The sequence below is a fragment of the Pedobacter sp. AK013 genome (assembly GCF_014205835.1).
Lineage (GTDB): Bacteria > Bacteroidota > Bacteroidia > Sphingobacteriales > Sphingobacteriaceae > Pedobacter.
Window position 1 is genome coordinate 134,431 of record NZ_JACHCQ010000006.1, and the last position, 21,577, is coordinate 156,007.

Here is a 21,577-nt window from a genome sequence, read left to right on the forward strand (position 1 = left end):
CTTTAAGCTAAGAAACTTAGCTAAATCTTATTTTAGAATCCGTAACGTAAACCAATTTGTATCTGCCAAGGATTACCCGATGGCGTAACAATACCAGTGTTATTTACGCGGTAAGTATAAGCTTTGTTTGTAGCATCGAATGCGCTAACGGCATATAAAGCCTGGTTGCCCAAAGTTTCATTTACACCCCATTTTTTGTTAAGTAGGTTTGCAAAATTAAACACATCTCCTGAGAATTCGATACTATGCTTTTTATTCAATTGTAGTTGATAGCTTAATTTTAAATCAACAATACCAAAAAAGTCATTTACTCCGCCATTTCGCTCTGCTATCTGACCAGAATATTTATTGATATAATCTTTTAAACTTTGGCTTGCAGCTGGATTATCTAATAATGCCTGTAAGCCTGTCCGAATATTTGCAGGAATATTCTGATTGTTTCTATCGAATACAAAAGCTAAATCATTTGTGGCCACAAAATCTCCATTAATATTGCCGCCAGCTAATAAGCTATATCGTGTTCCACCAATACCAGAGTAACGAACACCTAATCTAAAGCCATAAAAACTTGGGGACGTTCCGTAAATAACAACCTTATTGCGGAATTGATTATCTGAGTAAGACATTTTGCTCAAATCTCTTGGATCATCTTTAACAGGTAGAGATAAAGTAGCAGAGTTTGCCACGTTGCCATTATACGATGTATTATCTTTTGTGTCGTTATAAGTATAACTTGCAGAGATTTCTCCATCTTTAAAATAATTCCAGGTCGCATCTAAAACTATAGCGAATTGATTTACCTTACCTTTACTATTTAATTCTAACACACGGCCAAACTGATTAGTTAAACGACCACCTTTCCAATCGGCAACGCCATTACTTGCTGTGATACTTGAAGTTGGTACAAATACACCACGGTTACCTTCATTAGGAAGGGTAAAGAATGGATTTGCCGCCATATTTTTGTCAACATACATGTAGTTGTTACGTCCGAATGTTGCGTAACCCGTAATCCCAACCTTAAATTTATCGGTAATTAATTTACTGTATGATAAGTTGGCTTTATAAACCACTGGGATTTTTGCATCTTCTGCATAAGTATTGATAGTTGGTACCTGTAAAGCACTTAATGAAGGTGTAGCAACAGTACCATTTCTATAACCTATAAAGTCTGGTTTTGGTACATCTGTGCCAAAAACGTCAACTGTTGCTAAATGTTTACCGTCAAAGGTTAAGTTATTAATGGTTACATAATTGTTAATATCCGAGCCGAAAATACCTGCTCCGAAACGAACAAAGTCTGTTCGGTTTTCATTAATATCCCAATTAAATTGAATTCTTGGCTGAATTAAAAATTGTTTTAACTCATGGTCTGTTCTTACTCCAATAGCGTCAAATAGTTGCTGATTAAGTGGTGATTTTGGATAAGTACTGTAATCAATACGTAAACCACCTATAAAATCTAAACCTTTTGCTAATTTAGTCTGCATTTGGCCGTAAATAGCGGCGTTCCAAATGCCTGCTTTAACAGTTGGGTCTGCAACTAAAGGTACTTCACGATAAAATCTGTTTGGAGCAAGGTTATTAAAGTTTGTAATCGCCGGAACTTCGATCTTTTTTGTAGGGTCATTTGGAAAAGCAGGATCTTGAATCTGAGAAGTAGAGTACTCGAAACGGCCATTAACTTCACTGCCATAAAGAGATTTTGCATTAGTATACATCAGGTCAACACCAAACGTATATTTAACTTTATCCGTATTATAATAAAAATTATCTACCAATTGAAAAACATTATTGGTAAAACCTTCCTGTCCGAAACGGTGACCGCCAATTTGTATTGCAGTAGAGATCCCCTTTGTGCCATCAGCAAGGTCAGATTTTATATTTCCTACAATTGCTCTTGGAATGGCACCTGTTAATTCATCATTTTGCGTACTCGCCTGGAAAGTATATAAATGTTGTATTTTTAATTCGTTAGTGATTTTGCTGCTTATGGTTGAACGTAAAGTTGCCAATAAATTATTGTCAACATTTTTATCGTTACCATAACTTTCGTAGAAATTTATCGCTGTATTATCTGCCAAACCTAATGGATTTCTATCGTTTGTATAATTATCACGAATGGTTAATAAATTTCTATCATTAATTTGCCAATCTATACGGGCAAATGCAGCATCCGAACCACGCTTTTTGTCGAAAGAACCATATTGAGGTGTATTTGCTACTCCATATTTAGTACGGGCAACATCTAAAAACTGTGCTAAAGTACTATTAGTGATTCTGAAACGTGCTTCATCAGCGGGGCCATTAACATCGGCAATAATTAATGGGCGAGCATCTTTCTGATGATCTAAACCAACAAAATAATGTAATTTATCCTTAATAATTGGGCCACCTAAAGTAAAACCGTATTGATACGTAGAGAAATCGTTGTCACGTTTTACTCCTCTAATATCATAACGGCTGGCTAACCAATCTGCACGGCCATAACCAAAAGCACTTCCGCTTAATGTATTTGTACCCGATTTGGTTACAGCGGTTACTGTACCGCCTCCGGCTCTGCCTAATGTAACATCATATTGATTGGTTACTACCTTAAACTCACGAACTGCCTCGATAGAAATAGAATATGGCGCACCACTACGACTCGTAGTACTACCAGCTGATGTGGGGTTTTTAGCATTCATTCCATCAATGGTATAATTCGTAGAAGAACCTAACTGTCCCGAAATATTTCCGCCACGGCTTAAAGGAGATAAATCCATTAAGTTGGAAAAATTACGCCCGTTTACAGGTAACTGGTTCATTGTTTTAGCCGAAATTTCTGTAGAAGCGCCAAAGTTTTGAACTTTGTTCCTCAAACCCGAAGCTACAACCTGTACCGCGTCTAAATCCTGCGAGGCTTCCTGCATGGCAATGTTTACCTTAACTACATCGCCAAGGTTTAACATATAACCGTTTCTGGTCTGCTCGCCAAAGCCTACATAAAGGGCTTTTACCGAGTAAGGGCCACCCAAAGGAAGCTCTTTAAAAGTATACTCGCCCTGGGCGTTGGTAGATGTTTTAGTCGTGAAACCTGTTGAATTGTTTCTGATCTGCACGGAAACCCCGGGAATAGGTTTCTTTTGTTGATCGGTGATTACACCCGAAATCGATGCCTGGGTTGTTTGTGCAATTGCTGAATCGTTGACAAAGCAAAACAGCAACAATACCGCAATAAGTAAATTTTTCATCATCATTTGTTTTTTTAAAGGATTATGAAGCCTGCCTGAGGTTTTGTGTGTACCCTAGCAGGTTTCATTATGATTAGTTTTCTGATTTTTTATGATGACAAAGATGTTAATGTGCTGTTAACTGAATTCTGATTTAATATTAATAATAAGTTTAGTAATTGATGGTTTTTAAGCCTGATGTTAAAATAAAAAACGGCCAATAAATTAATATTGGCCGTTTGTGTTAAACTAGTGTTAACTTATTTCTTCTCGGCAGTATATTTATCGCTGAATTTTTTATCCAACTGTTTATGTAAATTATCCAGGTTAATGTCTCTCCCTTGAATAAATGCCTGCTCCACTTTGTTGGTACGCATATCTAATGCATCGCCAGCTGAAATAAAGAAAGTAGCATCTTTGCCAGTCTCAATACTACCTGTGGTTTTATCAACACCCATCGCTTTGGCTGCATTTAAGGTGATGGTTGATAAAGCTTTTTCCTTATCCAAGCCCCAGGCCGTAACTGTTCCGGCCATAAAAGGCAGGTTGCGTTGTTGCCAGTAACCATCAATACTCAATACTACATTTAAACCCGCATTGGCCAATATTGCAGCATTTTTATAAGGCATATTTACATCGTCATCATTGTTATTGGGTAAAGCATGGGGCTGTTTCACCACCAGGGTAATGTTATTTTCTTTCAAGAAATCGATAATCAGGTAAGCTTCATCAGCACCTGTAATCACCGGGGTGATGCCAAATTTCTTAGCGAAATTAACTGCTGCAACAATATCCTTCTGACTATCGGCTGCGATGAATAACTTTTCTTTGCCAGCGAATACTTTTTTCATCGCTTCGAATCGGGTATTAATTACTTCTGGTTTGCCCATTTCAGAATAGGCTTTTGCCTCAGCAAAGAAAGAAGTTAACTGTGCAATGGCCGCTTGTGTACGTTCGGCTAAGCTTTCTGGCGATTGCTGAGGCCTGCCGAAACCACCAAATCCACCTCTAAAACGCGGTGTAACCGGCCAGGTCATGTGCATGGCATCGTCGGTTTTAAGTGCTGCATCTTCCCAGTTCCAGGCGTCGAGCTGAACAACAGACGAACTGCCCGAAACTGTACCGCCCTGAGGTGTTGGTTGTGCGATTAATATACCGTTGCTACGCAAAGTGGCCGGAACTTTCGAATCGGTATTGTAAGCAACGATTGAGCGGATGTGTGAATTAAAATCACCTATTTCCTGGAAATCTAAGGTTGCTTTCACGGCTTCAATTTCAGTTAAGCCCAAATTGGTAGTTGCGGCAATAAAGCCAGGGTAAATGTGTTTGCCTGTAGCTACAATGCGCATTACATCATCCTGTGGTACCTGGCCGTTGGCAGTAACTGAAATAATTTTTCCATTGCCAAAAAGTATGGTGCCGTTTTCGACCACTGTTCCATTGCCAACATGTACGGTTGCACCTGTTATGGCGATGGTTTTGCTTTGTTTTTTAGCTGGCGATATGTTTGCCTGCGCAAAACACATCAGGCTTGTTGCCGATAAAGCCAGACTGAATAAATATTGTTTAGTGTGCATGTTCTTTCTCGGTTAATTCTGCTGAATAGTTTTCTAAAGTTTCGCAATTGTACAGGCGTGGTGCATCACCTAATGGACGTTGTGTACGTCCACCTTTGCTTTTACTCTCTAACATCTTTTGGATCAGACGTGCTTTTTCTGTCTGCTGGGTTTTGATTACCTGAGCATCTTTCTCGATATCCCAATAAGCAATGCCATCCACAAAAGTTTTCTCTGCTCTGGCATAGATAGAAAGTGGATTGGCAGTCCAGATCACCACATCGGCATCTTTACCTGCTTTTAAACTGCCCACCTTATCATCAATGTGCAGCATTTTTGCCGGGTTTAAGGTTACAAACTTAAAAGCATCTTCTTCGGGTACATTACCATATAATACCGATTTACCTGCTTCCTGGTTTAAGTGACGGGCCATTTCGGCATCATCAGAGTTGAAAGCCGTAGTTACACCAACATTATGCATGATTTTTCCATTGTAAGGGATGGCTTCGGCCACTTCGTTTTTATAAGCCCACCAATCGGAGAAGGTAGAACCTGCAATGCCGTGCGCTTTCATTTTATCGGCTACCTTATAGCCTTCTAAAATATGCGTAAAGGTATTGATCTTAAATCCTAAGCTGTCAGCTACATGAATTAACATATTGATCTCGCTCTGCACATAAGAATGGCAGGTAATGAAACGTTTGTTGTTCAGAATCTCAACAATAGCATCCAATTCTAAATCTTTACGTACAGTGTTACCTTTTACTGATAGAGCTTTCTCATATTCTTTTGCACGGGTAAACTCATCCACAAAAGTTTGCTCAACACCCATACGTGTAACCGGGAAACGGGCGCCCGTACCGAAATTACTTTGTTTCACGTTTTCGCCCAAAGCAAATTTAATGAAGCCATCGGCACCCGCAAATTTCAGTTCCTCTGGCGATTTGCCCCAGCGCAGTTTAATCAATTGCGATTGGCCACCGATCGGATTGGCCGATCCGTGTAGGATTTGTGAAGTAGTTACACCACCGGCCAGCTGGCGGTAAATGTTTACATCTTCGGAGTTGAGGATGTCGGCAACGCGTACTTCTGCAGAAACCGATTGTGCGCCTTCGTTAATACCACCTGCGCCTGCAATATGCGAGTGCTCATCAATAATACCAGCGGTTACATGTTTGCCGGTAGCATCGATCACTTTAGCGCCGCTTGCCGAAAGGTTTTTGCCAACTGCTTTAATTTTTCCGTTTTCTAAAAGTACATCAGCATTTTGAAGGATTCCCTCTTTTTCATTCGTCCAAACGGTACCATTTTTAATTAAAACCGTTTCTTGTTTGGGCAGTTCAGTATTACCGAAAGCCGAGAAAGGATAAATTACCGGACCCAGGGCCAAAGTGCTTTTTGGCTCTTCTTTTTTAGGCATTTCTTTTGCAGCTTCTTTATAAGTTGCTGTAAATTTTCCCATAGTGCCATCAGCCAGAGCCGATTCACCTTTTATAGTTACGGGATTTGCCGAGGTAATGTAACCGCTTAAACGGACATCACCCTTAGGGTTTTTCTTTAAGTTGAAATTGATGCTTACCCAATCGCCGTTTCTGGTAAAGGTTGCTATGGTTTTAACACTATCTACACCAGTTCTTTCAATAGCAGCTGTTGATCCGCCACCTGTTCCGGTAATTCTTAGGATTAAAGCACCAATACCATCAACGTTTAAATTATAAGTGCCACGTACATCACTCACATCCATTTTGTTAACAATGAAACGTTTGCCTTGTACCCAGTTTTCGAAAATAATGTTCCCATTTTTGAACAGGTTATCAGATGAGATTAAAAAGTTGGCTACTTTTCCTTTTTCCAATGAGCCTACCTTATCGCTGATACCCAAAAGTGAAGCAGGGATTTCGGTAACCGATTGTAGAGCCTGTTTTTCAGTTAAGCCATTTTCTATCGCTGTGCGGATGTTTGCCCAAAAATCGCGACTATTTTCTAATCCGAAAGCGGTAAGTGCAAATTTAATTCCTGCTTTTTCCAGGATGGCCGGATTGGTTGGTGCCAGTTCCCAGCCTTTCATTTGTGATAAAGTTACGTTCCTGGCTTCAGCCGGATCTTCAACATCATAAGCTTTAGGGAAAGTTAATGGAATAATTAAACTAGCTCCGGTAGCTTTAACCTCATTTATGCGTTGGTATTCATCACCTGTTGATTTAATGATGTATTTTTTGCCAAATTCTTTCCCGATTTTATCAGCACGCAGAATGTTCTGCCATCCATCTACCTCAAAAATCTGCGGAATGGTTTGTTGTTTGCCAAATTCGTCTAGCGAGATGTTGTACTCATCTTTTTGTTTGCCATACCATTGTGCATCGTAATAGGTTTGGCGCAATAAAGCAATCGAACCCATTAACGAAGTCGGGTAATCGTTTGATGATGTTCCTTTGTTAAAGGAATAGTTTGCTGCGGTTTGATCTTTTAAAAATACACTGTTATCTGCACCATCGTTTAAAGTTACAGCGGCAGACACACCACGTGCTATGCCATCGCGGTTGATGACATTTACACTACCAAAGCCCACCTTACGCAGTTCATCTGCTTTTTTGCTGTCGGTAGAAAAGATGCTTTTTACATAAGTTTCCGGTCTGATTGATTCGTTCCAGCCATAAGCACCTTTTTTGGTCGAAACGAAAATAGACTGACGCTGACCACCGAAACCGCGCTGCTGTACAGGTGTTTCGCTAAGGCCATAACTGGTAAAGGCATCAATTAAGGAGGGATAAACAAATTTTCCTTTAAGGTCGATTACCACATAGCCTTTAGGTACGGCTAAACCAGTACCAACACCCTGTATGGTTTGTCCTTTAATTAAAAGCGTGGCATTTGTTAGGGTTTGATTGGCATTAACTACTATTGTTGTGTTTGTAAGGGCAAACATTCCGGGTCTGGTATCAAAAGAACCGTTAACAGGAAAGGTGGTTTGCTGTGCAAACAGAAATGTAGTAGAAATTACCAGCCCAATGGCGAGTAAAATTTTCTTCATAATAAGTTTAGGGTTTTAATTTGTTTAAAACTAATATAAATTAGCGTTCATTCTCTTCAATATCCTATTTTTTACAATTAATGTCTATTTTTGAAGCATAGAAATTTATTGATATGAACGATATTTTAAAAAGTGCCCACTCTGGATGGCGCTATGTAGTTTTTCTTTTGCTAATTATTGCCGTTGTTAAGGCTTTGTCTGGCTGGTTTGGTAATAAAATGTATACAGAAGGGGATCGAAAGCTAAATGTTTTTACTTTAATCAGTGCACACATTCAATTGTTGATTGGTTTGGTACTTTATTTCAGCGAAGGCTGGTATAAGTTGAGCAGTGCAGGTGCACCAGCGGTGCGTTATTTTAAAATGGAGCACATCAGTATGATGATCATTGCGATTATTTTAATTACGGTTGGTAATGCTAAATCGAAAAAAGTTGCTGATGCCGTTGCAAAACACCGTACCATTTCAGTTTTCTTTGGATTAGCATTGATTCTGATCATCGTAACTATTTTATTGATGGTAAAAGAAGTTCCGGGTAGATCGTTTTTTGGGGTTTCATAGTAATTATAAAGGCAGGGCGCTGGGCGCATGGCGAAAAGCATAGGTAATCAAGATTAATCTTGTGCTGTATTCGACTTCGGACTCCCGACTACTGACTTCAGACTAAATTTATTTTCATAATTATTTCCATTTTTGGAAATTCTTTATATTTTTGTTGCTCATGATCAACAATATACATACATGGCTTTGGCAAAGTAATTCAAATGAATTGCGCTGGCTGCGTATGAACAAAATATAGTTTATCAACCTAAACCTTATTAAAGAACCATTAAAGCCCGGCGTAGAACCACACGCCGGGCTTTTTATTGTTAAAAAATACGAAATGCAAACCTTAAGCTCTATAGCTTACACCATTTACCTTTATCATGTATAAAATTAATACGACTTACAAAAAAATGCTTGCCGATACCACAACACCAGTGAGCATTTATTTACGCTTACGTGATGTGTATCCTAACAGTATCCTGTTAGAAAGTTCTGACTACCACAGCAGAGAAAACTCGATGAGTTTTGTTTGTGCCGATCCGGTAGCGGGAATTATTTTAAAGGGATCGCGATTGGAGACTTATTTCCCTGATGGTGCCGTAGAGATTACCGAAAGTAAAAACCTGATCGAAGAAATTACCGATTTTAAAGATAAGTTCAGAGAAACGGAACTGCCTGAAATCAAATTTATTTCGAGCGGTCTGTTTGGCTATTTTACCTGGAATGCAGTACAACATTTTGAAGATATAAAATTTACTTCTGAAACGCCTGAAGGTGAGGAGATTCCAGAAATGCAGTACCACCTGTACCGTTATATCATTGCCATTGATCATTTCAAGAATGAAATCACACTGTTTAAGAATACTTTCGAAGGAGAAGAAGAAGGTGGACTTGAAAAAATGGAATACCTGATCCAGAATAAAAATTACCCTGAATATAAGTTTCAACTTCGTGGTGAGGAAAGTTCGAACCTAACCGATCAGGGATTTATGGATCTGGTAGAGAAACTACAAAAGCATATTTATCGTGGAGATGTTTTTCAGATTGTGCCTTCAAGGGCATTTAAGCAAGCATTTTCTGGTGATGAATTTAATGTATACCGTTGTCTACGTTCGATAAATCCATCACCTTACCTGTTTTATTTTGATTACGGGAATTTTAAATTATTCGGTTCTTCGCCAGAGGCACAGATTACCATCAAAAACAATTCGGCCAACATTTTCCCAATCGCAGGGACTTTTAAACGCAGCGGAAACGACATCGAAGATGCTGAACAGGCCCGTAAATTAGAGCAAGATCCGAAAGAAAGTGCTGAACATGTAATGCTGGTTGATTTGGCCAGAAACGATTTAAGCAGGCACTGTAACCGTGTTGAGGTAAAATCTTTTAAAGAGGTACAATACTATTCGCACCTGATTCACCTGGTAAGTAAAGTGAGCGGTCATTTGCAGGAAAACGTAAGTGCTTTTAAAGTAGTTGCCGATACCTATCCGGCAGGCACCTTAAGTGGTGCGCCAAAATATAAAGCGATGCAGTTGATTGACGAAAACGAAAAGCTGGGCAGGAATTTTTATGCCGGTGCAATTGGTTTTATGGGTTTCAATGAAGATTTTAACCATGCCATCATGATCAGGACGTTTATGAGCAAGAATAATGAACTGCATTACCGTGCAGGTGCAGGTATTGTGGCCGATTCTGTTCCCGAAACTGAAATGCAGGAAGTGAACAATAAAATTGCAGCCTTGCGTAAAGCGGTGCAAATGGCAGAGGGAATATAGTCGGGAGTGAGAGTTTTTAGTTTGGAGTAAAAATCCGTTAACAGGAAATAAAATGGAAAATATAGATAAAAAAACCGTCTTAGTAATCGATAACTATGATAGTTTTACTTACAATCTTGTGCATTTAATAAACGAAGTTGGTTATGAAGCAGAAGTTTGGAGAAATGATAAATTCGATCTGGCTGATGTAGAAAAGTATGATAAAATATTACTTTCCCCAGGGCCAGGTATTCCGGAAGAGGCTGGTTTGTTATTGGATGTTATTAAAACTTATGCGCCAACGAAGAGTATCTTTGGCGTATGTTTAGGCCAGCAAGCTATAGCCGAAGTTTTTGGTGGCACTTTATTGAACTTGGGCAGGCCAATGCATGGAATTGCTACACCAGTAACTGTTGTAGATGGTGATGAGCCTTTGTTCTGGGAATGCCCGCAAACTATAAATGTTGGCCGTTACCACAGTTGGGTAGTGAGTAAAGATAACTTCCCTTCGTGTTTAAAAATTACAGCAAGAGATCATAAGAATGAGATCATGGCATTAAGACATGAAACATTAGATGTTCGCGGGGTGCAGTTTCACCCAGAAAGTGTGTTAACGGAGTATGGAAAGCAGATGATGGAAAACTGGTTAACCTCAACCCACTAGCCCCTTGAAGGGGGAATTAAAGGCTAGTTGGAAATAGCAAAAGCCACTTAAAACCCATTAAAATAAATAAAGATTTAACTTAATTATAAGTAGCATGAACGATAGCGCTGAAAAGCCCCCTTTAGGGGGTGGGGGGTCTATATTAGATAAAATCGTATTACGTAAAAAAGAAGAAGTTGCGGCTGCCAAAGCTTTGGTTTCTGTACAGGATTTAGAAAATTCAATGCATTTTAAGAGAACACCTTATTCTTTTAAGGAGTTTCTATTGGCCGAAGACCGTACCGGCATTATTGCCGAGTTTAAGCGTCGTTCGCCATCAAAAGGTTTAATTAATGGCATTGCCGATGTTGCAGAGGTAACGCAGGCTTATAATGCCGCAGGTGCATCCGCACTTTCGGTATTAACGGATGTAGATTTCTTTGGCGGTAAAACCGACGATATTCTGACAGCAAGGGCTGCAAACCATATTCCGATCTTAAGGAAGGATTTTATGATCGATGAGTATCAGATCCTGGAAGCAAAAGCCTGGGGCGCTGATATCATCTTATTAATTGCTTCTATCTTAACGCCAGAGCAAATTAACGATTTCGGAAAGTTTGCGAAAGATTTAGGTTTAAATGTGCTGTTAGAAGTGCATAACCTGGAAGAGCTGGAGCGAAGCATCTGCCCGAATCTGGACGCCATTGGTGTAAACAATAGAAACCTGGGCGATTTTACTGTAGATATCCAGACTTCGTTCGATTTAGTGAACAAAATCCCGAATGAATTTTTAAAGATTTCGGAAAGTGCCATTAGCAATCCACAAACGATTAAAGATCTAAAGGCCGCAGGCTTTAACGGATTTTTAATTGGCGAGAATTTTATGAAGACCGATCATCCAGGTATTGCGATAAAAGAATTTGTAGCGCAGATATAATCAACAGACTTCCGAAGTCTCCAAGGCCAAAGCACAGGCAAACTTCGGAAGTCTTTGCGACTTAAAAAGATTTACACGTTGGCAAATTCGTATATTTGCCTCAATTACATGGGAAAACAAAAAACATATGATACTGCCGTAGTGCAGGAAAGGGCAATTTTAGTTGGAGTGGTTACACCTGGCGAAAAAGAAGCCCAAACAAAAGAATATTTAGATGAGCTGGCTTTTTTGGTCGATACAGCTGGGGGAAAGGTAGAGAAGGTTTTTACACAGAAGATGCTTAAACCAGAACGTGCTACATTTGTGGGTACTGGAAAACTGGAAGAGATAAAGGCGTATGTGAAATCGGAAGAAATTGATGTGGTGGTTTTCGACGATGAATTATCGCCGTCGCAACTGCGTAACATCGATCGTGAACTTGGAGTTAAGGTGTTAGATCGAAGCAATCTGATCCTGGATATTTTTGCCAACAGGGCCCAAACTGCACAGGCAAAAACACAGGTAGAACTGGCACAATTACAATATGTTTTACCACGCCTAACCGGTATGTGGACGCACTTGGAGCGCCAGAAAGGTGGTATCGGGATGCGTGGTCCGGGTGAGACGCAGATTGAAAGTGATAGACGTATTATTTTAAATAAAATCTCTTTACTAAAAGAGCGTTTAAGAAATATAGACCGGCAGAATGAAACACAGCGTAAAAACCGCGGTCAGCTAATTCGGGTAGCTTTGGTTGGCTATACCAACGTTGGTAAATCTACCATCATGAACATGCTGTCGAAATCGGAAGTATTTGCAGAAAATAAATTGTTTGCAACTTTAGATACGACAGTTCGTAAAGTGGTGATCGAGAATTTACCTTTTTTACTTTCTGATACCGTTGGGTTTATCCGCAAGCTGCCTCACCATCTGGTGGAATGTTTTAAATCTACTTTAGATGAAGTACGTGAAGCTGATTTGTTGATCCATGTAGTTGATGTTTCGCATCCTAACTTCGAAGATCAGATTAATACGGTTAACGAAACGTTGAAAGATATTGGCGCGATTGATAAGGATATGATTTTAGTTTTTAATAAGATTGATGCCTATGTTTCGCCAGAGCTTAACGATGAAGAAGATGATGGCAAGCTGACTTTAGAAGACTTTAAGAAAAGCTGGATGAGCCACGATAAAGTACCTGTATTGTTTATATCGGCTACAGAAAAAGAAAACTTAGAAGAGTTTAAAACATTATTGTACGATAAGGTTAAAGCTGCGCATGTAGCAAGATACCCGTATGATAGTAACCTCTTGTATTAATTGTTAGGAAAAAAACCTGGTAGATTAATAATCAATCACCAATTTTCAATGATCAAACCGTAGCGATGAGCTTAGAAAGATCGGTATATAAATAACCAAAATTGTCTTTTACGATTGTAATTTGGTAGTTGAAATTGGTTATTGTGATTTGGCCATTGGTTTCTGGCTATTGCGATTTTTTAATTATTGCATTAAAGATTAACATGAGTTGATTGGCTTCACTTACGAGAATTATCTTTGTTGGTTCCAGCTCTTTTTTATCATCAATGTCGATCAGATTAAGCCAAAGTTTAGTTTCTTTAGCTTCTTTTCGGCAGACTTTTATCCGATAAATAAAATCAGCTTTGCTTAACGATTCATTGGCTTCGATATAATTTGCAGAAACGGAGCCAGAAGATCTAACAACCTGCTTAATATCTTGAATATTGTGATAATGCTATGTGTAACCTTTTTACAATATGACCTAACAGATTGAGCAAATAGAAAAGTTCTTTCTTCAAGATTAAAATTTGTTCCGTTGTTCATTAATTAAATATAAGTATTTTTACAAAAAAACTAAAGGCTAGCAACTGGCTCGCAGTTTAATAATTCGTTTTTAAATTTTATTGTCTTTCCCATTTAATATTAGCAGATTAGTTATGGTCTGATAATTGACTATTGGATTGATGATTTTAAAACCTTATCAATTTAATTTTAGGCCCTGCATGGTCTGATAATTGATTATTGGTAATTGATAATTATAACATTATGGAAAGTAAACGTCAGCAGAAATTTGCAGGAGTATTACAAGAGGAGTTAGCACAGGTTTTTCAGCGTGAAGGTGCTGCATTTTTGCCTAATACATTGGTAACCATTACCCGTGTTCGGGTTTCGCCAGATTTGGCAGTGGCTAAAGTTTACCTGAGCTTTTTTAATACCAATAACACCACGCTTTCTATCAATACAGTTAACGCACATTCGGGCGAAATCAGGTATAAACTGGGAAGCAGAATCCGCCACCAGGTTAGGGTTGTGCCAGAGCTTACTTTCTTTGTAGATGATACCAACGAGTATGTAGAGCGTATGGACCATCTTTTCGATAAGATTGCAAAAGAACCTCGACAAAAGGACGAAGACAGCGAATAATCTTTGTGAGGAAGCTAAGGGAACCCGTTAATTTCTTCACTCATTTTATACCGGCATTAATTGCAATTCCGGCAGGCTATATACTGCTTCAAAAATGCGATACACCTATTGAATATACTGCTGCCTGGATTTATAGCATTGGCACTTTTATCCTTTTTGGCGTAAGTGCCATGTATCATGGTTATCCGGCTACCGATTATGGTGTGCGTTTTTGGCAAAAATTCGATCATTGCTGCATTTACCTGATGATAGCAGGTTCTTATACACCAACTGCTTTACTGGTTTTTGATGGCTGGTTACGCTGGAGTTTGTTTGCCATCGTATGGGTTATCGCTATTGTAGGTTGCCTGCTTAAAATCTTTAACCGGTTAAAGAGCACCGCTATATCTTTATCTATTTATATTTTAATGGGCTGCTTAATTGTGCCTTTGTTGCAGAAAATGCTAGGTACGCTACCTATTGGCGCAATTTTCTGGTTATTGCTAGGGGGTGTTTTTTATATCGGCGGAACTTATTATTACGCAAAAGATAAACAGTTGTTCAAATGGATGCACAGTCATGAATTATGGCACCTGTTTGTAATTGGCGGGGCTTTATCGCATTACATTTATAATTTCGTATACATCTTTAAATAGCTACCAATGCAAACTTTCGATCAGGTTATTCAATCAAATGCTGCATTGATCCAAAAAGTTGTCGATTTTGATGTAAAACACGATCGGCTTCTGCCTTTGGATTTTACAATGGCCAATACGGAATTAACAGATGAAATTTTAGACAATACCGATCTGTTTTCCTATTGGGTTAACGAAAAGCTAGCTAAAAACAATGCCCGTTACGGAATTGGCGGATATAACGAACACCGCACCATTTATTCGCGAAGTGCACATTTTGATACAGAAGAAGAACCGCGCAGGCTACATTTAGGTGTAGATATCTGGGGACCAGTTGGAACACCTATTTACAATTTTTACGATGCCACCATTCAAAGCTTTGCCAATAACAACAATTTTGGCGATTATGGCGCAACAATTATCTTGGCCTATGAAATAGATGGATTTAAGTTTAATGCATTATACGGGCATTTAAGTTTGGCGTCGTTAAATGGCTTAAAAGAAGGAGGATTTATTCCTGCTGGGGCTAAAATTGCACTATTGGGAGCAAAGGAAGAGAACGGTAACTGGCCGCCACATCTTCATTTCCAATTAATCAAAAATATGGAAGGATTAAAAGGCGATTACCCTGGGGTTTGTAGGTTTAGTGAGCGGGAAAAATATCTGGCCAATTGCCCCAACCCGAATTTGATTTTAAAAGCTACATTCTTTTAACCGCAAAGAAAATAAGGGAATGCACAAAGTTTAGCTGTAATTTTTCCGTGCCTCCGGGGCAAAAAACTTCGCTTTCTCTGCGGTTAAACCTGAATAAACCGTAAATTAGTATAATGAAAAACCTACTCACCCTTTGTTTGCTTTTCTGCTACTCGTTGGCTATGGGACAGGTTCAGTTTAAATCGGGTAAAAGTGGTTTTACCAACTTTTTAATGGAAAATACCATCTATCCCCAGTTTTCGAAAGATAATTGTATCCAGGGAACCGTAAACGTGAGTTTTAAGCTCAATAGCCAGGGTAAGGTTTATTTTTCTAAAATTAGTAAAGGGATATTGTCTGACCTGGATGAAGAAGCTTTACGATTGGTGCGTTTAAGCAGCGGTAAATGGCAAGTTCCGGCAGGTTACGATACCACGGTTTCGATTGTTGCGCCGGTTAATTTCGTACTTTCAGGCTATAATTGTGAAGGGAAATCAAGCGAAGCCATTCAAGAAGCAATCCGTACTTATCTGGCTGAAGAAGGTTTAACCAACTCTGTCATTAATTTCTATAAAAACATCGACCAGGCAAAACCTGGACAAGAGGTTCAGATTATTGCCATTAAAAACCAGTTGGGCATTGATGATGAATATTTGGATGACCGGATAAAAATGGCCCTAAAAAAAATAAAACAGGGCGATAAGCAAGGTGCCTGTGAGGATTTTTTATTTGTTAAATATATGGGGAGTAAAATGGCTGATGATTATTTAGCCAAATATTGTAAGTAAAAATTATTGTAAACAGATCTGCAAGGGAATTTGATGCAATGAAGCAACTTGTTTTCCATTGCACATTGCTGGGCTCCATTTAAAAGATTTTACAATCTTAATCATCTGATCGCCTACGCCACCAACCTCATCCTCAATTATTCTTTCACCACTAATGCTTCCATCAACATCAACCACAAATGCAATGGTAAATTTGGTTGTGGCACCATGTGGTACCGAATCGATTTTTATTTTGCCAAATGCCCGGTAAAGTAAAACTACTCCTCCTTTATTTACTGCCGGTTCATCAAATGTAGTGTAAATCATTTTACCTGTTAGGAGATCTTTTTTCGTTACACAATCTGTATGTGAAGGATTGTTATTCATTACAGCATCATCAATAGAATTATTGCTAAGAGCAGTTAATAAAAAGGCAAATAACAACGTTAATTTAAACATTTAATGGATGTTTTTTCGAACAAAATAATTGATCAGCTTTTGTTAAGTGAAGATAATGAAATTGATTAATTTAGCCAACAATGAAAAACACAGTTAGATTTTTTGCCTTATTGGATATCATTAGCATTGCATTATTGGCAAAACAGTTTTGGCAGATTTTAACACACCTGAACGAAATCCCCGATCAGATACTTTCGCAGGCAAAGGTTGTTTTATTGTTGCCCTTATTTGTGTCGCTTTTTGTTTCGGTAGCGGGTTTAATCTTATTTAAGAAATTCGGCTTTATTACCTATTATATTCAGTTTCCATTCCGTTTGGTGGTATGGATATTTTCTATCGGTTTTATTACTTATTTACCAGAAGTGTTAAACCTTGGCGAACAGTGGTTTGATATTTTATTCCGTATCTGTTTTATAGCCGAATTTTTCAGATTATATTTTACCATTAAAATTCACCGCTCATCCTTCTGATACACTAGGTAAAACCACCGTTATGGCAGCAGGAAGAATTTTTGCTTCAACGGTATTCATTCTGCCAATGTATTCTCCATCAACCTGGAAGTGAGCTTTGTGCTTCGAAGAAATCTTAACCTCAGTAGTTTGAAATACTTCTATCTTTTTAGGGTTGAAAGGCAATTTGGTGATCCATATTTTTAAGATCTCGAGATAAGAGTAATCTTTTACCAAAACCACTTCGAACAGATCGTCGTCTAATTTTCCGTCTGGATTTATCTTTAGCCCAGAACCGTACATGGTTGCGTTCGCAATAGCTACCATTGCCGCTTTAGAAGCGATTGTTTCATCTTTAAGTTTCAATTGCACATCCATTCTGCTGTGGTTCCATAAGGCATGCCAGGTAGCTTTTGCATAACCCCACATGCCGCGTTGGGGCAGGGTGTCAAATTTCTTTACCAGATAAGCATTAAAACCTAAATCGGATAAATGGATGCAGATTTCATCATTAAGTTTAACTACATGGATTTTTTGCAAACGGCCTTCATCCAGAATAGCTAAAGCCAGTTCAATATCAGTCGGGATGCCTAACTCTTTCGCCATCCCATTAGCCGAACCCGCAGGCACAATCCCGATAGGGGTTTCAGTATGCAACAGACATTCGGCAACCAGTTTTAAGGTGCCATCGCCACCAACGGCCACCACACGATCTGCCTTCGCAATTTTAATCCTTTCTTTTATCTGCTCCAACGAGCAGTGTTCCGGTAATTCGAAAAGATCGATCTCTGTTTTTTTTGTATCGAAATGGGTAGAAATTACTTCCTTCAAGTTAATATCATGGCTGCCTGAGCCTGGGTTGATAATGAATAATAATTTCATGTGTTACCTTATGGTTTACATCACAAACAACTTTTAATAAACTCTGTTTTAATACAGATGAATAAATCTGTTAGTGTTAAGGTATATCATGGCTATGGCCACACACACAATTTGGTTGTTTATGGTCATGTTTTTAAACGCAAGGCGAAAACACGGCAGGTTTACAGCAATAATTTGTTTGTTAATATCGCACACCTTTTAAAGCTCTTCATCTTAAAACCTTTTGCCTTTGTTGAGGTGCGTTTGCAATTTTTTGATCAAACGATTTACAATAAAACCGAAGGAGATGGCTTTTTTAAGTTCGAATGGAAAGCCGAATATGATGTGCCTGCAGGTTGGCACTTTGTTAAAGTAGAAGCTGTTGATAAAAACGGGAAAGTTTTAAATGCGGGTGAGGGTAAGGTATATGTACCGCACATTACGCAATATGCCTTTATTTCGGATGTGGATGATACTGTGATGATTTCTCATTCGGCAACTATTGGGCGGCGGTTGAGAGAATTGTTTATCAAAAATCCGCATACGCGTAAAACCTTTCCTGATGCAGCCAGTCATTATCAGCAATTGGCCATGTCGCATACTGAATCAGATCAGCCCAATCCTTTTTTTTATGTAAGCAGCAGCGAGTGGAACCTTTACGATTATTTGGTCGAGACTTTTAGGTTTAACAAGTTGCCTGACGGTGCTTTTCTTTTAAATACATTAAAACGGTGGAAAGATTTAGTCAAAACAGGTAAAACAGGACATGAAGGGAAATTATTGAGGGTAATGCGAATTTTGGATGCTTTTCCCAACCAGAAGTTTGTTTTCTTTGGCGACAACTCCCAGCATGATCCCGAAATTTATTTCACAATAGTGGAGAAGTACCCAAAAAATATCGAAGCGGTATACATCCGTAATATTCGTCCAGATAAAGAAGTAGAAACAAAGCTGTTGCTTAAAAAAATAGAAGATAAAAATGTAAGGACTTGTTTATTTAGTGAAAGTAAGGAAGCGATTGAACATTCTAAATCAACAGGATTGATCCAGTAGCTTTTGGAGCGCAAAGGGTGTGCTCATCGGTCTCGGTAGTCCCGCTTTTCTTCCTGCCCCGATGAAGTATCGTGGGCATCCATTCAATCGGGGCTAAGTACAAAGTTTTTTGCCATGAGAACTGACTGCTGTTCAATAAACCCGACAGTAGCGACAGCCCCGAATTTTTTATGAGGGCTACAGCGAATGGCGGGACTTTCGGATCCGATAAACACAGAACCCTGCTTTTCAAAAAAAAATGTCTACAGATTTCTCCTCCAAAGGAGCTCCTTTGGAGCACTGCGGTCGAAATGACAGAACTATATAGATTTATCCAAATCAAGAAATTGATTTCCCGAAGGGTGTAAAGGCTAAATTCATCAATTTAAAATGCTGGCGCCCAAATGGGATACCTACAATGGTAATGCAAAGCAGGATACCAAAAAACAAATGGGTTAAAGCAATCCAGAAACCGCCACATAAAATCCAGATCAGGTTCATGATGGTAGAAAGGCAACCTGTGTTTGATGAGGTATCGGTTATTTTAACGCCAAAAGGAGCAAGGCCTACAATGGCAAATTTAAAACATTGGATACCAAAAGGAATCCCCACAATGGTTAGACAAAGGATAAGGCCTCCAATAATATATTCGAAGAAAATAAAGATGCCGCCAAAAATAATCCAGATAATATTGCCTAAAAAGTTCATTATGTTTTTTAGTTTAAGATTTAATAACAGGAATTTTGTTACAGCTTGTTAATGTATTCTACTTGGATTCTTCGTAATTTAGAATTACACACAAAAGAAACACAACATGAAAAAATTAATTCTTGCCGCGGCATTTGTCGCGTGCTTTGGGCTGTCGCGCACCAAAGCTCAAAATGTAAATGGCGTAAAGCTAACCGATATCCACGTAGATTATATTCAAATTCGTGCAGTAAAAAGTTTTTTGGCCGATAAACAATGGATTGCGCTCGAATATGGACAAAAGGTAAGTGATTATAGCGAATTATATATCAGGGATGATCATGCTAAAAAAATCGAGTTTAATTCGGCCATTGATGCCGTAAATAAAATGAAAGCGTATGGTTATGAGTTGTTCAGTGTTTATACGGAGCAGGTAGACCAATCTTCAAACAAACCGGTGTATGTGCTAAGAAGAAAATAAATTGTAATTAAGAGGACTATATTACAAACCTTAGTTTTTCAGATAGTTTGTCATGTTGAGCTTGTCGAAACACATTTAGTAGTCTTTCGACAGGCTCAGGATGACAATCAAATCAGTTATACAGCCTTGTATCCCTATATAAAATCGAGCGTATTGAATTTTTTGTTCAGGATATCAGCATTGTTTACGTCCAGCCACTTATCTAAAATGGTACCGTATACCTGCCTGAAATCCAACTGGTATTTTAAGTCACCGGTATCTAAGTCACTTAAATTAGGAGCTGCATTAAAGATGCCTTGTTTCTTCAATTTTCCGCCAAAAACAAACATATTATTTGCTGTTCCGTGGTCGGTACCATTACTGGCATTTTGTTCTACCCTGCGGCCAAATTCTGAGAAGGTAATTACCAAAGTATCTTCAAGCTTATTGTTTGATTTTAGATCTTTCAAAAAAGCAGCCATTCCTTCGCTATATTGTTTAAGTAGATTGCCTTGCTGGCCGGTTTGATTCACATGTGTATCGAAACCGCTTAATGAAACATAGTAAACCCTGGTTTTTAACCCTGAAGAAATAAATTTAGAAACCGTTTTTAGCTGATTTGCAAAACCCGAAGCTGGGTAGGTAGATTTCGATTGATAAATTTTGGAAGTATTCTGAATATAATTGGCTGATGATGATGTTTCGATCATGGTTTTGTACAGATAGCCCAAATTATCTTCGTCTAAATGTTCCTTATCATTCTGCAACATAGCCTTAAAAAACGGATCGTTTGTATTGCGGAACAAAGTTGCAGGATCTTTTAATGCAATTCCTTTTTTAGTCTGGCCTTTCATGGCCAAAGAAAGTGAATCGTCTACCTCTATCGCGGTATAAGGGAATTTACAGGTTTGGCAATTGCTGTCTAAATAACGACCAATCCATCCAGTTGATAAGAATTGATTGCTATCGCTACCGGTTTGCCAAATATCCATCGAACGGAAATGGGATCGATCGGGATTAGGGTAGCCCACATCGTTAATGATGGTCATCCAGCCTTGGTCGTAAATTTCTTGCAGGGCAGCCATGTTCGGGTTTAAGCCCTGCATGTTATTCAGTTTAATTACCTCTTCAGGTTTAATGGCAATACTATTTCTTTTTTGGTAGTAAATGTCGTTTCCAAATGGAATAACCGTGTTTAGACCATCATTTCCGCCAGAAAGCTGGACTACAACCAGGTTTTTATAGAGGCTCAGCTCATCAAGTGCCATGGCCTCAAGTGGTTTCATAAAAGCCGGAACGAATAGCGAACCTGCTGCAACAAATCCTGTATTTCTTAAAAAATTTCTTCTGTTCATCTTGTTAGTAGTTAAGGGTGTTTTTGGCTTGGTGCTTCATTTGTTCATTGATCAATAGTTATTGCTGATGGCCTGGACATTTAGCGAAACGGTTA

Annotated in this window: 20 protein-coding genes; 12 read left to right on the top strand and 8 right to left on the bottom strand. The window is 38.7% G+C overall.

The genetic code is table 11. The features are described 5' to 3' along the window. Nucleotides 1-32: 32 nt before the first annotated feature. The 3 genes from HDC90_RS06335 to HDC90_RS06345 all read right to left on the bottom strand — a co-directional run bounded on the left by HDC90_RS06335 (nt 33) and on the right by HDC90_RS06345 (nt 7,799). Nucleotides 33-3,233 carry a TonB-dependent receptor gene (locus tag HDC90_RS06335; protein ID WP_255497515.1) on the bottom strand — a complete coding sequence of 1,067 codons (3,201 nt, stop codon included), beginning with the start codon at nt 3,231-3,233 and terminating at the stop codon, nt 33-35. 239 nt (nt 3,234-3,472) lie between these two features. Further along, entirely contained in the window at nt 3,473-4,789 is a 1,317-nt protein-coding gene (locus HDC90_RS06340; RefSeq protein ID WP_184464994.1) for an amidohydrolase family protein, read from the bottom strand. Beyond that, the gene (locus HDC90_RS06345) at nt 4,779-7,799 is read right to left on the bottom strand and encodes an amidohydrolase family protein (protein ID WP_184464996.1); all 3,021 of its coding nucleotides are present in this window, start codon (nt 7,797-7,799) and stop codon (nt 4,779-4,781) included. The genes HDC90_RS06340 and HDC90_RS06345 overlap by 11 nt, the downstream gene beginning before the upstream one ends. A 113-nt stretch (nt 7,800-7,912) precedes the next feature. Between HDC90_RS06345 and HDC90_RS06350 the strand changes: the two genes are divergently transcribed. The 5 genes from HDC90_RS06350 to hflX all read left to right on the top strand — a co-directional run bounded on the left by HDC90_RS06350 (nt 7,913) and on the right by hflX (nt 12,980). Next, nucleotides 7,913-8,359, top strand: coding sequence for a cytochrome B (locus tag HDC90_RS06350; RefSeq protein ID WP_184464998.1), 447 nt, complete (start codon nt 7,913-7,915; stop codon nt 8,357-8,359). A 365-nt stretch (nt 8,360-8,724) separates the two neighbouring features. Beyond that, nucleotides 8,725-10,122: an anthranilate synthase component I family protein gene (locus HDC90_RS06355; protein WP_184465000.1), complete on the top strand. Its 1,398-nt coding sequence runs from the start codon at nt 8,725-8,727 to the stop codon at nt 10,120-10,122. Nucleotides 10,123-10,174: 52 nt separating this feature from the next. Next, nucleotides 10,175-10,765 carry an aminodeoxychorismate/anthranilate synthase component II gene (locus HDC90_RS06360; RefSeq protein WP_184465002.1) on the top strand — a complete coding sequence of 197 codons (591 nt, stop codon included), beginning with the start codon at nt 10,175-10,177 and terminating at the stop codon, nt 10,763-10,765. Nucleotides 10,766-10,859: 94 nt separating this feature from the next. Then, entirely contained in the window at nt 10,860-11,681 is an 822-nt protein-coding gene (trpC, locus tag HDC90_RS06365; protein ID WP_184465004.1) for an indole-3-glycerol phosphate synthase TrpC, read from the top strand. A 108-nt stretch (nt 11,682-11,789) separates the two neighbouring features. Further along, complete coding sequence (hflX, locus tag HDC90_RS06370) at nt 11,790-12,980, top strand: GTPase HflX (RefSeq protein WP_184465006.1); 1,191 nt, start codon at nt 11,790-11,792, stop codon at nt 12,978-12,980. Between the two features lie 166 nt (nt 12,981-13,146). Here hflX and HDC90_RS25695 read toward each other — a convergent pair whose 3' ends face one another. Further along, nucleotides 13,147-13,404: a four helix bundle protein gene (locus HDC90_RS25695; RefSeq protein WP_370576573.1), complete on the bottom strand. Its 258-nt coding sequence runs from the start codon at nt 13,402-13,404 to the stop codon at nt 13,147-13,149. 323 nt (nt 13,405-13,727) lie between these two features. Here HDC90_RS25695 and rbfA point away from each other — a divergent pair, with 323 nt between their 5' ends. The 4 genes from rbfA to HDC90_RS06395 all read left to right on the top strand — a co-directional run bounded on the left by rbfA (nt 13,728) and on the right by HDC90_RS06395 (nt 16,200). After that, on the top strand, nt 13,728-14,105 hold the full coding sequence (gene rbfA, locus HDC90_RS06380) for a 30S ribosome-binding factor RbfA (protein WP_029274533.1): 378 nt from the start codon (nt 13,728-13,730) through the stop codon (nt 14,103-14,105). A gap of 5 nt (nt 14,106-14,110) precedes the next feature. After that, on the top strand, nt 14,111-14,740 hold the full coding sequence (locus HDC90_RS06385) for a hemolysin III family protein (protein WP_184465008.1): 630 nt from the start codon (nt 14,111-14,113) through the stop codon (nt 14,738-14,740). Nucleotides 14,741-14,746: 6 nt separating this feature from the next. Next, nucleotides 14,747-15,433, top strand: a complete 687-nt coding sequence (locus HDC90_RS06390) for a peptidoglycan DD-metalloendopeptidase family protein (protein ID WP_184465010.1) — start codon at nt 14,747-14,749, stop codon at nt 15,431-15,433. Between the two features lie 113 nt (nt 15,434-15,546). Beyond that, nucleotides 15,547-16,200 (top strand): TonB family protein, encoded by a 654-nt coding sequence (locus tag HDC90_RS06395; protein ID WP_184465012.1) that lies wholly within the window; start codon nt 15,547-15,549, stop codon nt 16,198-16,200. Nucleotides 16,201-16,203: 3 nt separating this feature from the next. On the opposite strand, the gene HDC90_RS06400 is transcribed toward HDC90_RS06395, so the two are convergent. After that, a complete protein-coding gene (locus tag HDC90_RS06400) occupies nt 16,204-16,638 on the bottom strand; it encodes an energy transducer TonB (RefSeq protein WP_184465014.1) in 435 nt (144 codons plus the stop codon). 80 nt (nt 16,639-16,718) lie between these two features. On the opposite strand from HDC90_RS06400, the gene HDC90_RS06405 reads away from it, so the two are divergent. Then, nucleotides 16,719-17,108, top strand: a complete 390-nt coding sequence (locus HDC90_RS06405; RefSeq protein ID WP_184465016.1) for a hypothetical protein — start codon at nt 16,719-16,721, stop codon at nt 17,106-17,108. Here HDC90_RS06405 and HDC90_RS06410 read toward each other — a convergent pair. Then, nucleotides 17,097-17,969, bottom strand: coding sequence for a diacylglycerol kinase family protein (locus HDC90_RS06410; protein WP_184465018.1), 873 nt, complete (start codon nt 17,967-17,969; stop codon nt 17,097-17,099). The genes HDC90_RS06405 and HDC90_RS06410 overlap by 12 nt on opposite strands. Nucleotides 17,970-18,026: 57 nt before the next feature. Here HDC90_RS06410 and HDC90_RS06415 point away from each other — a divergent pair, with 57 nt between their 5' ends. Then, on the top strand, nt 18,027-19,001 hold the full coding sequence (locus HDC90_RS06415) for an App1 family protein (protein WP_184465020.1): 975 nt from the start codon (nt 18,027-18,029) through the stop codon (nt 18,999-19,001). A gap of 318 nt (nt 19,002-19,319) precedes the next feature. Here the strand turns inward: HDC90_RS06415 and HDC90_RS06420 are convergent, their stop codons facing one another. Beyond that, nucleotides 19,320-19,688 (bottom strand): YccF domain-containing protein, encoded by a 369-nt coding sequence (locus HDC90_RS06420; RefSeq protein ID WP_029274540.1) that lies wholly within the window; start codon nt 19,686-19,688, stop codon nt 19,320-19,322. Nucleotides 19,689-19,794: 106 nt separating this feature from the next. On the opposite strand from HDC90_RS06420, the gene HDC90_RS06425 reads away from it, so the two are divergent. Then, a complete protein-coding gene (locus tag HDC90_RS06425; protein WP_184465021.1) occupies nt 19,795-20,148 on the top strand; it encodes a hypothetical protein in 354 nt (117 codons plus the stop codon). A gap of 134 nt (nt 20,149-20,282) precedes the next feature. On the opposite strand, the gene HDC90_RS06430 is transcribed toward HDC90_RS06425, so the two are convergent. Then, nucleotides 20,283-21,482 (bottom strand): DUF1501 domain-containing protein, encoded by a 1,200-nt coding sequence (locus HDC90_RS06430; protein WP_184465023.1) that lies wholly within the window; start codon nt 21,480-21,482, stop codon nt 20,283-20,285. Between the last annotated feature and the right edge of the window lie 95 nt (nt 21,483-21,577).

What these genes read in the sequence shown, in the direction of transcription:
- hflX (WP_184465006.1), top strand. Translation starts at nt 11,790, where the DNA reads ATGGGAAAACAAAAAACATATGATACTGCCGTAGTGCAGGAAAGGGCA.
- rbfA (WP_029274533.1), top strand. Translation starts at nt 13,728, where the DNA reads ATGGAAAGTAAACGTCAGCAGAAATTTGCAGGAGTATTACAAGAGGAG.
- HDC90_RS06415 (WP_184465020.1), top strand. Translation starts at nt 18,027, where the DNA reads ATGAATAAATCTGTTAGTGTTAAGGTATATCATGGCTATGGCCACACA.
- HDC90_RS06360 (WP_184465002.1), top strand. Translation starts at nt 10,175, where the DNA reads ATGGAAAATATAGATAAAAAAACCGTCTTAGTAATCGATAACTATGAT.
- HDC90_RS06410 (WP_184465018.1), bottom strand. Translation starts at nt 17,969, where the DNA reads ATGAAATTATTATTCATTATCAACCCAGGCTCAGGCAGCCATGATATT.
- HDC90_RS06335 (WP_255497515.1), bottom strand. Translation starts at nt 3,233, where the DNA reads ATGAAAAATTTACTTATTGCGGTATTGTTGCTGTTTTGCTTTGTCAAC.
- HDC90_RS06395 (WP_184465012.1), top strand. Translation starts at nt 15,547, where the DNA reads ATGAAAAACCTACTCACCCTTTGTTTGCTTTTCTGCTACTCGTTGGCT.
- HDC90_RS06420 (WP_029274540.1), bottom strand. Translation starts at nt 19,688, where the DNA reads ATGAACTTTTTAGGCAATATTATCTGGATTATTTTTGGCGGCATCTTT.
- HDC90_RS06405 (WP_184465016.1), top strand. Translation starts at nt 16,719, where the DNA reads ATGAAAAACACAGTTAGATTTTTTGCCTTATTGGATATCATTAGCATT.
- HDC90_RS06400 (WP_184465014.1), bottom strand. Translation starts at nt 16,638, where the DNA reads ATGTTTAAATTAACGTTGTTATTTGCCTTTTTATTAACTGCTCTTAGC.
- trpC (WP_184465004.1), top strand. Translation starts at nt 10,860, where the DNA reads ATGAACGATAGCGCTGAAAAGCCCCCTTTAGGGGGTGGGGGGTCTATA.
- HDC90_RS06425 (WP_184465021.1), top strand. Translation starts at nt 19,795, where the DNA reads ATGAAAAAATTAATTCTTGCCGCGGCATTTGTCGCGTGCTTTGGGCTG.
- HDC90_RS06350 (WP_184464998.1), top strand. Translation starts at nt 7,913, where the DNA reads ATGAACGATATTTTAAAAAGTGCCCACTCTGGATGGCGCTATGTAGTT.
- HDC90_RS06345 (WP_184464996.1), bottom strand. Translation starts at nt 7,799, where the DNA reads ATGAAGAAAATTTTACTCGCCATTGGGCTGGTAATTTCTACTACATTT.
- HDC90_RS06340 (WP_184464994.1), bottom strand. Translation starts at nt 4,789, where the DNA reads ATGCACACTAAACAATATTTATTCAGTCTGGCTTTATCGGCAACAAGC.
- HDC90_RS06355 (WP_184465000.1), top strand. Translation starts at nt 8,725, where the DNA reads ATGTATAAAATTAATACGACTTACAAAAAAATGCTTGCCGATACCACA.
- HDC90_RS06390 (WP_184465010.1), top strand. Translation starts at nt 14,747, where the DNA reads ATGCAAACTTTCGATCAGGTTATTCAATCAAATGCTGCATTGATCCAA.
- HDC90_RS06430 (WP_184465023.1), bottom strand. Translation starts at nt 21,482, where the DNA reads ATGAACAGAAGAAATTTTTTAAGAAATACAGGATTTGTTGCAGCAGGT.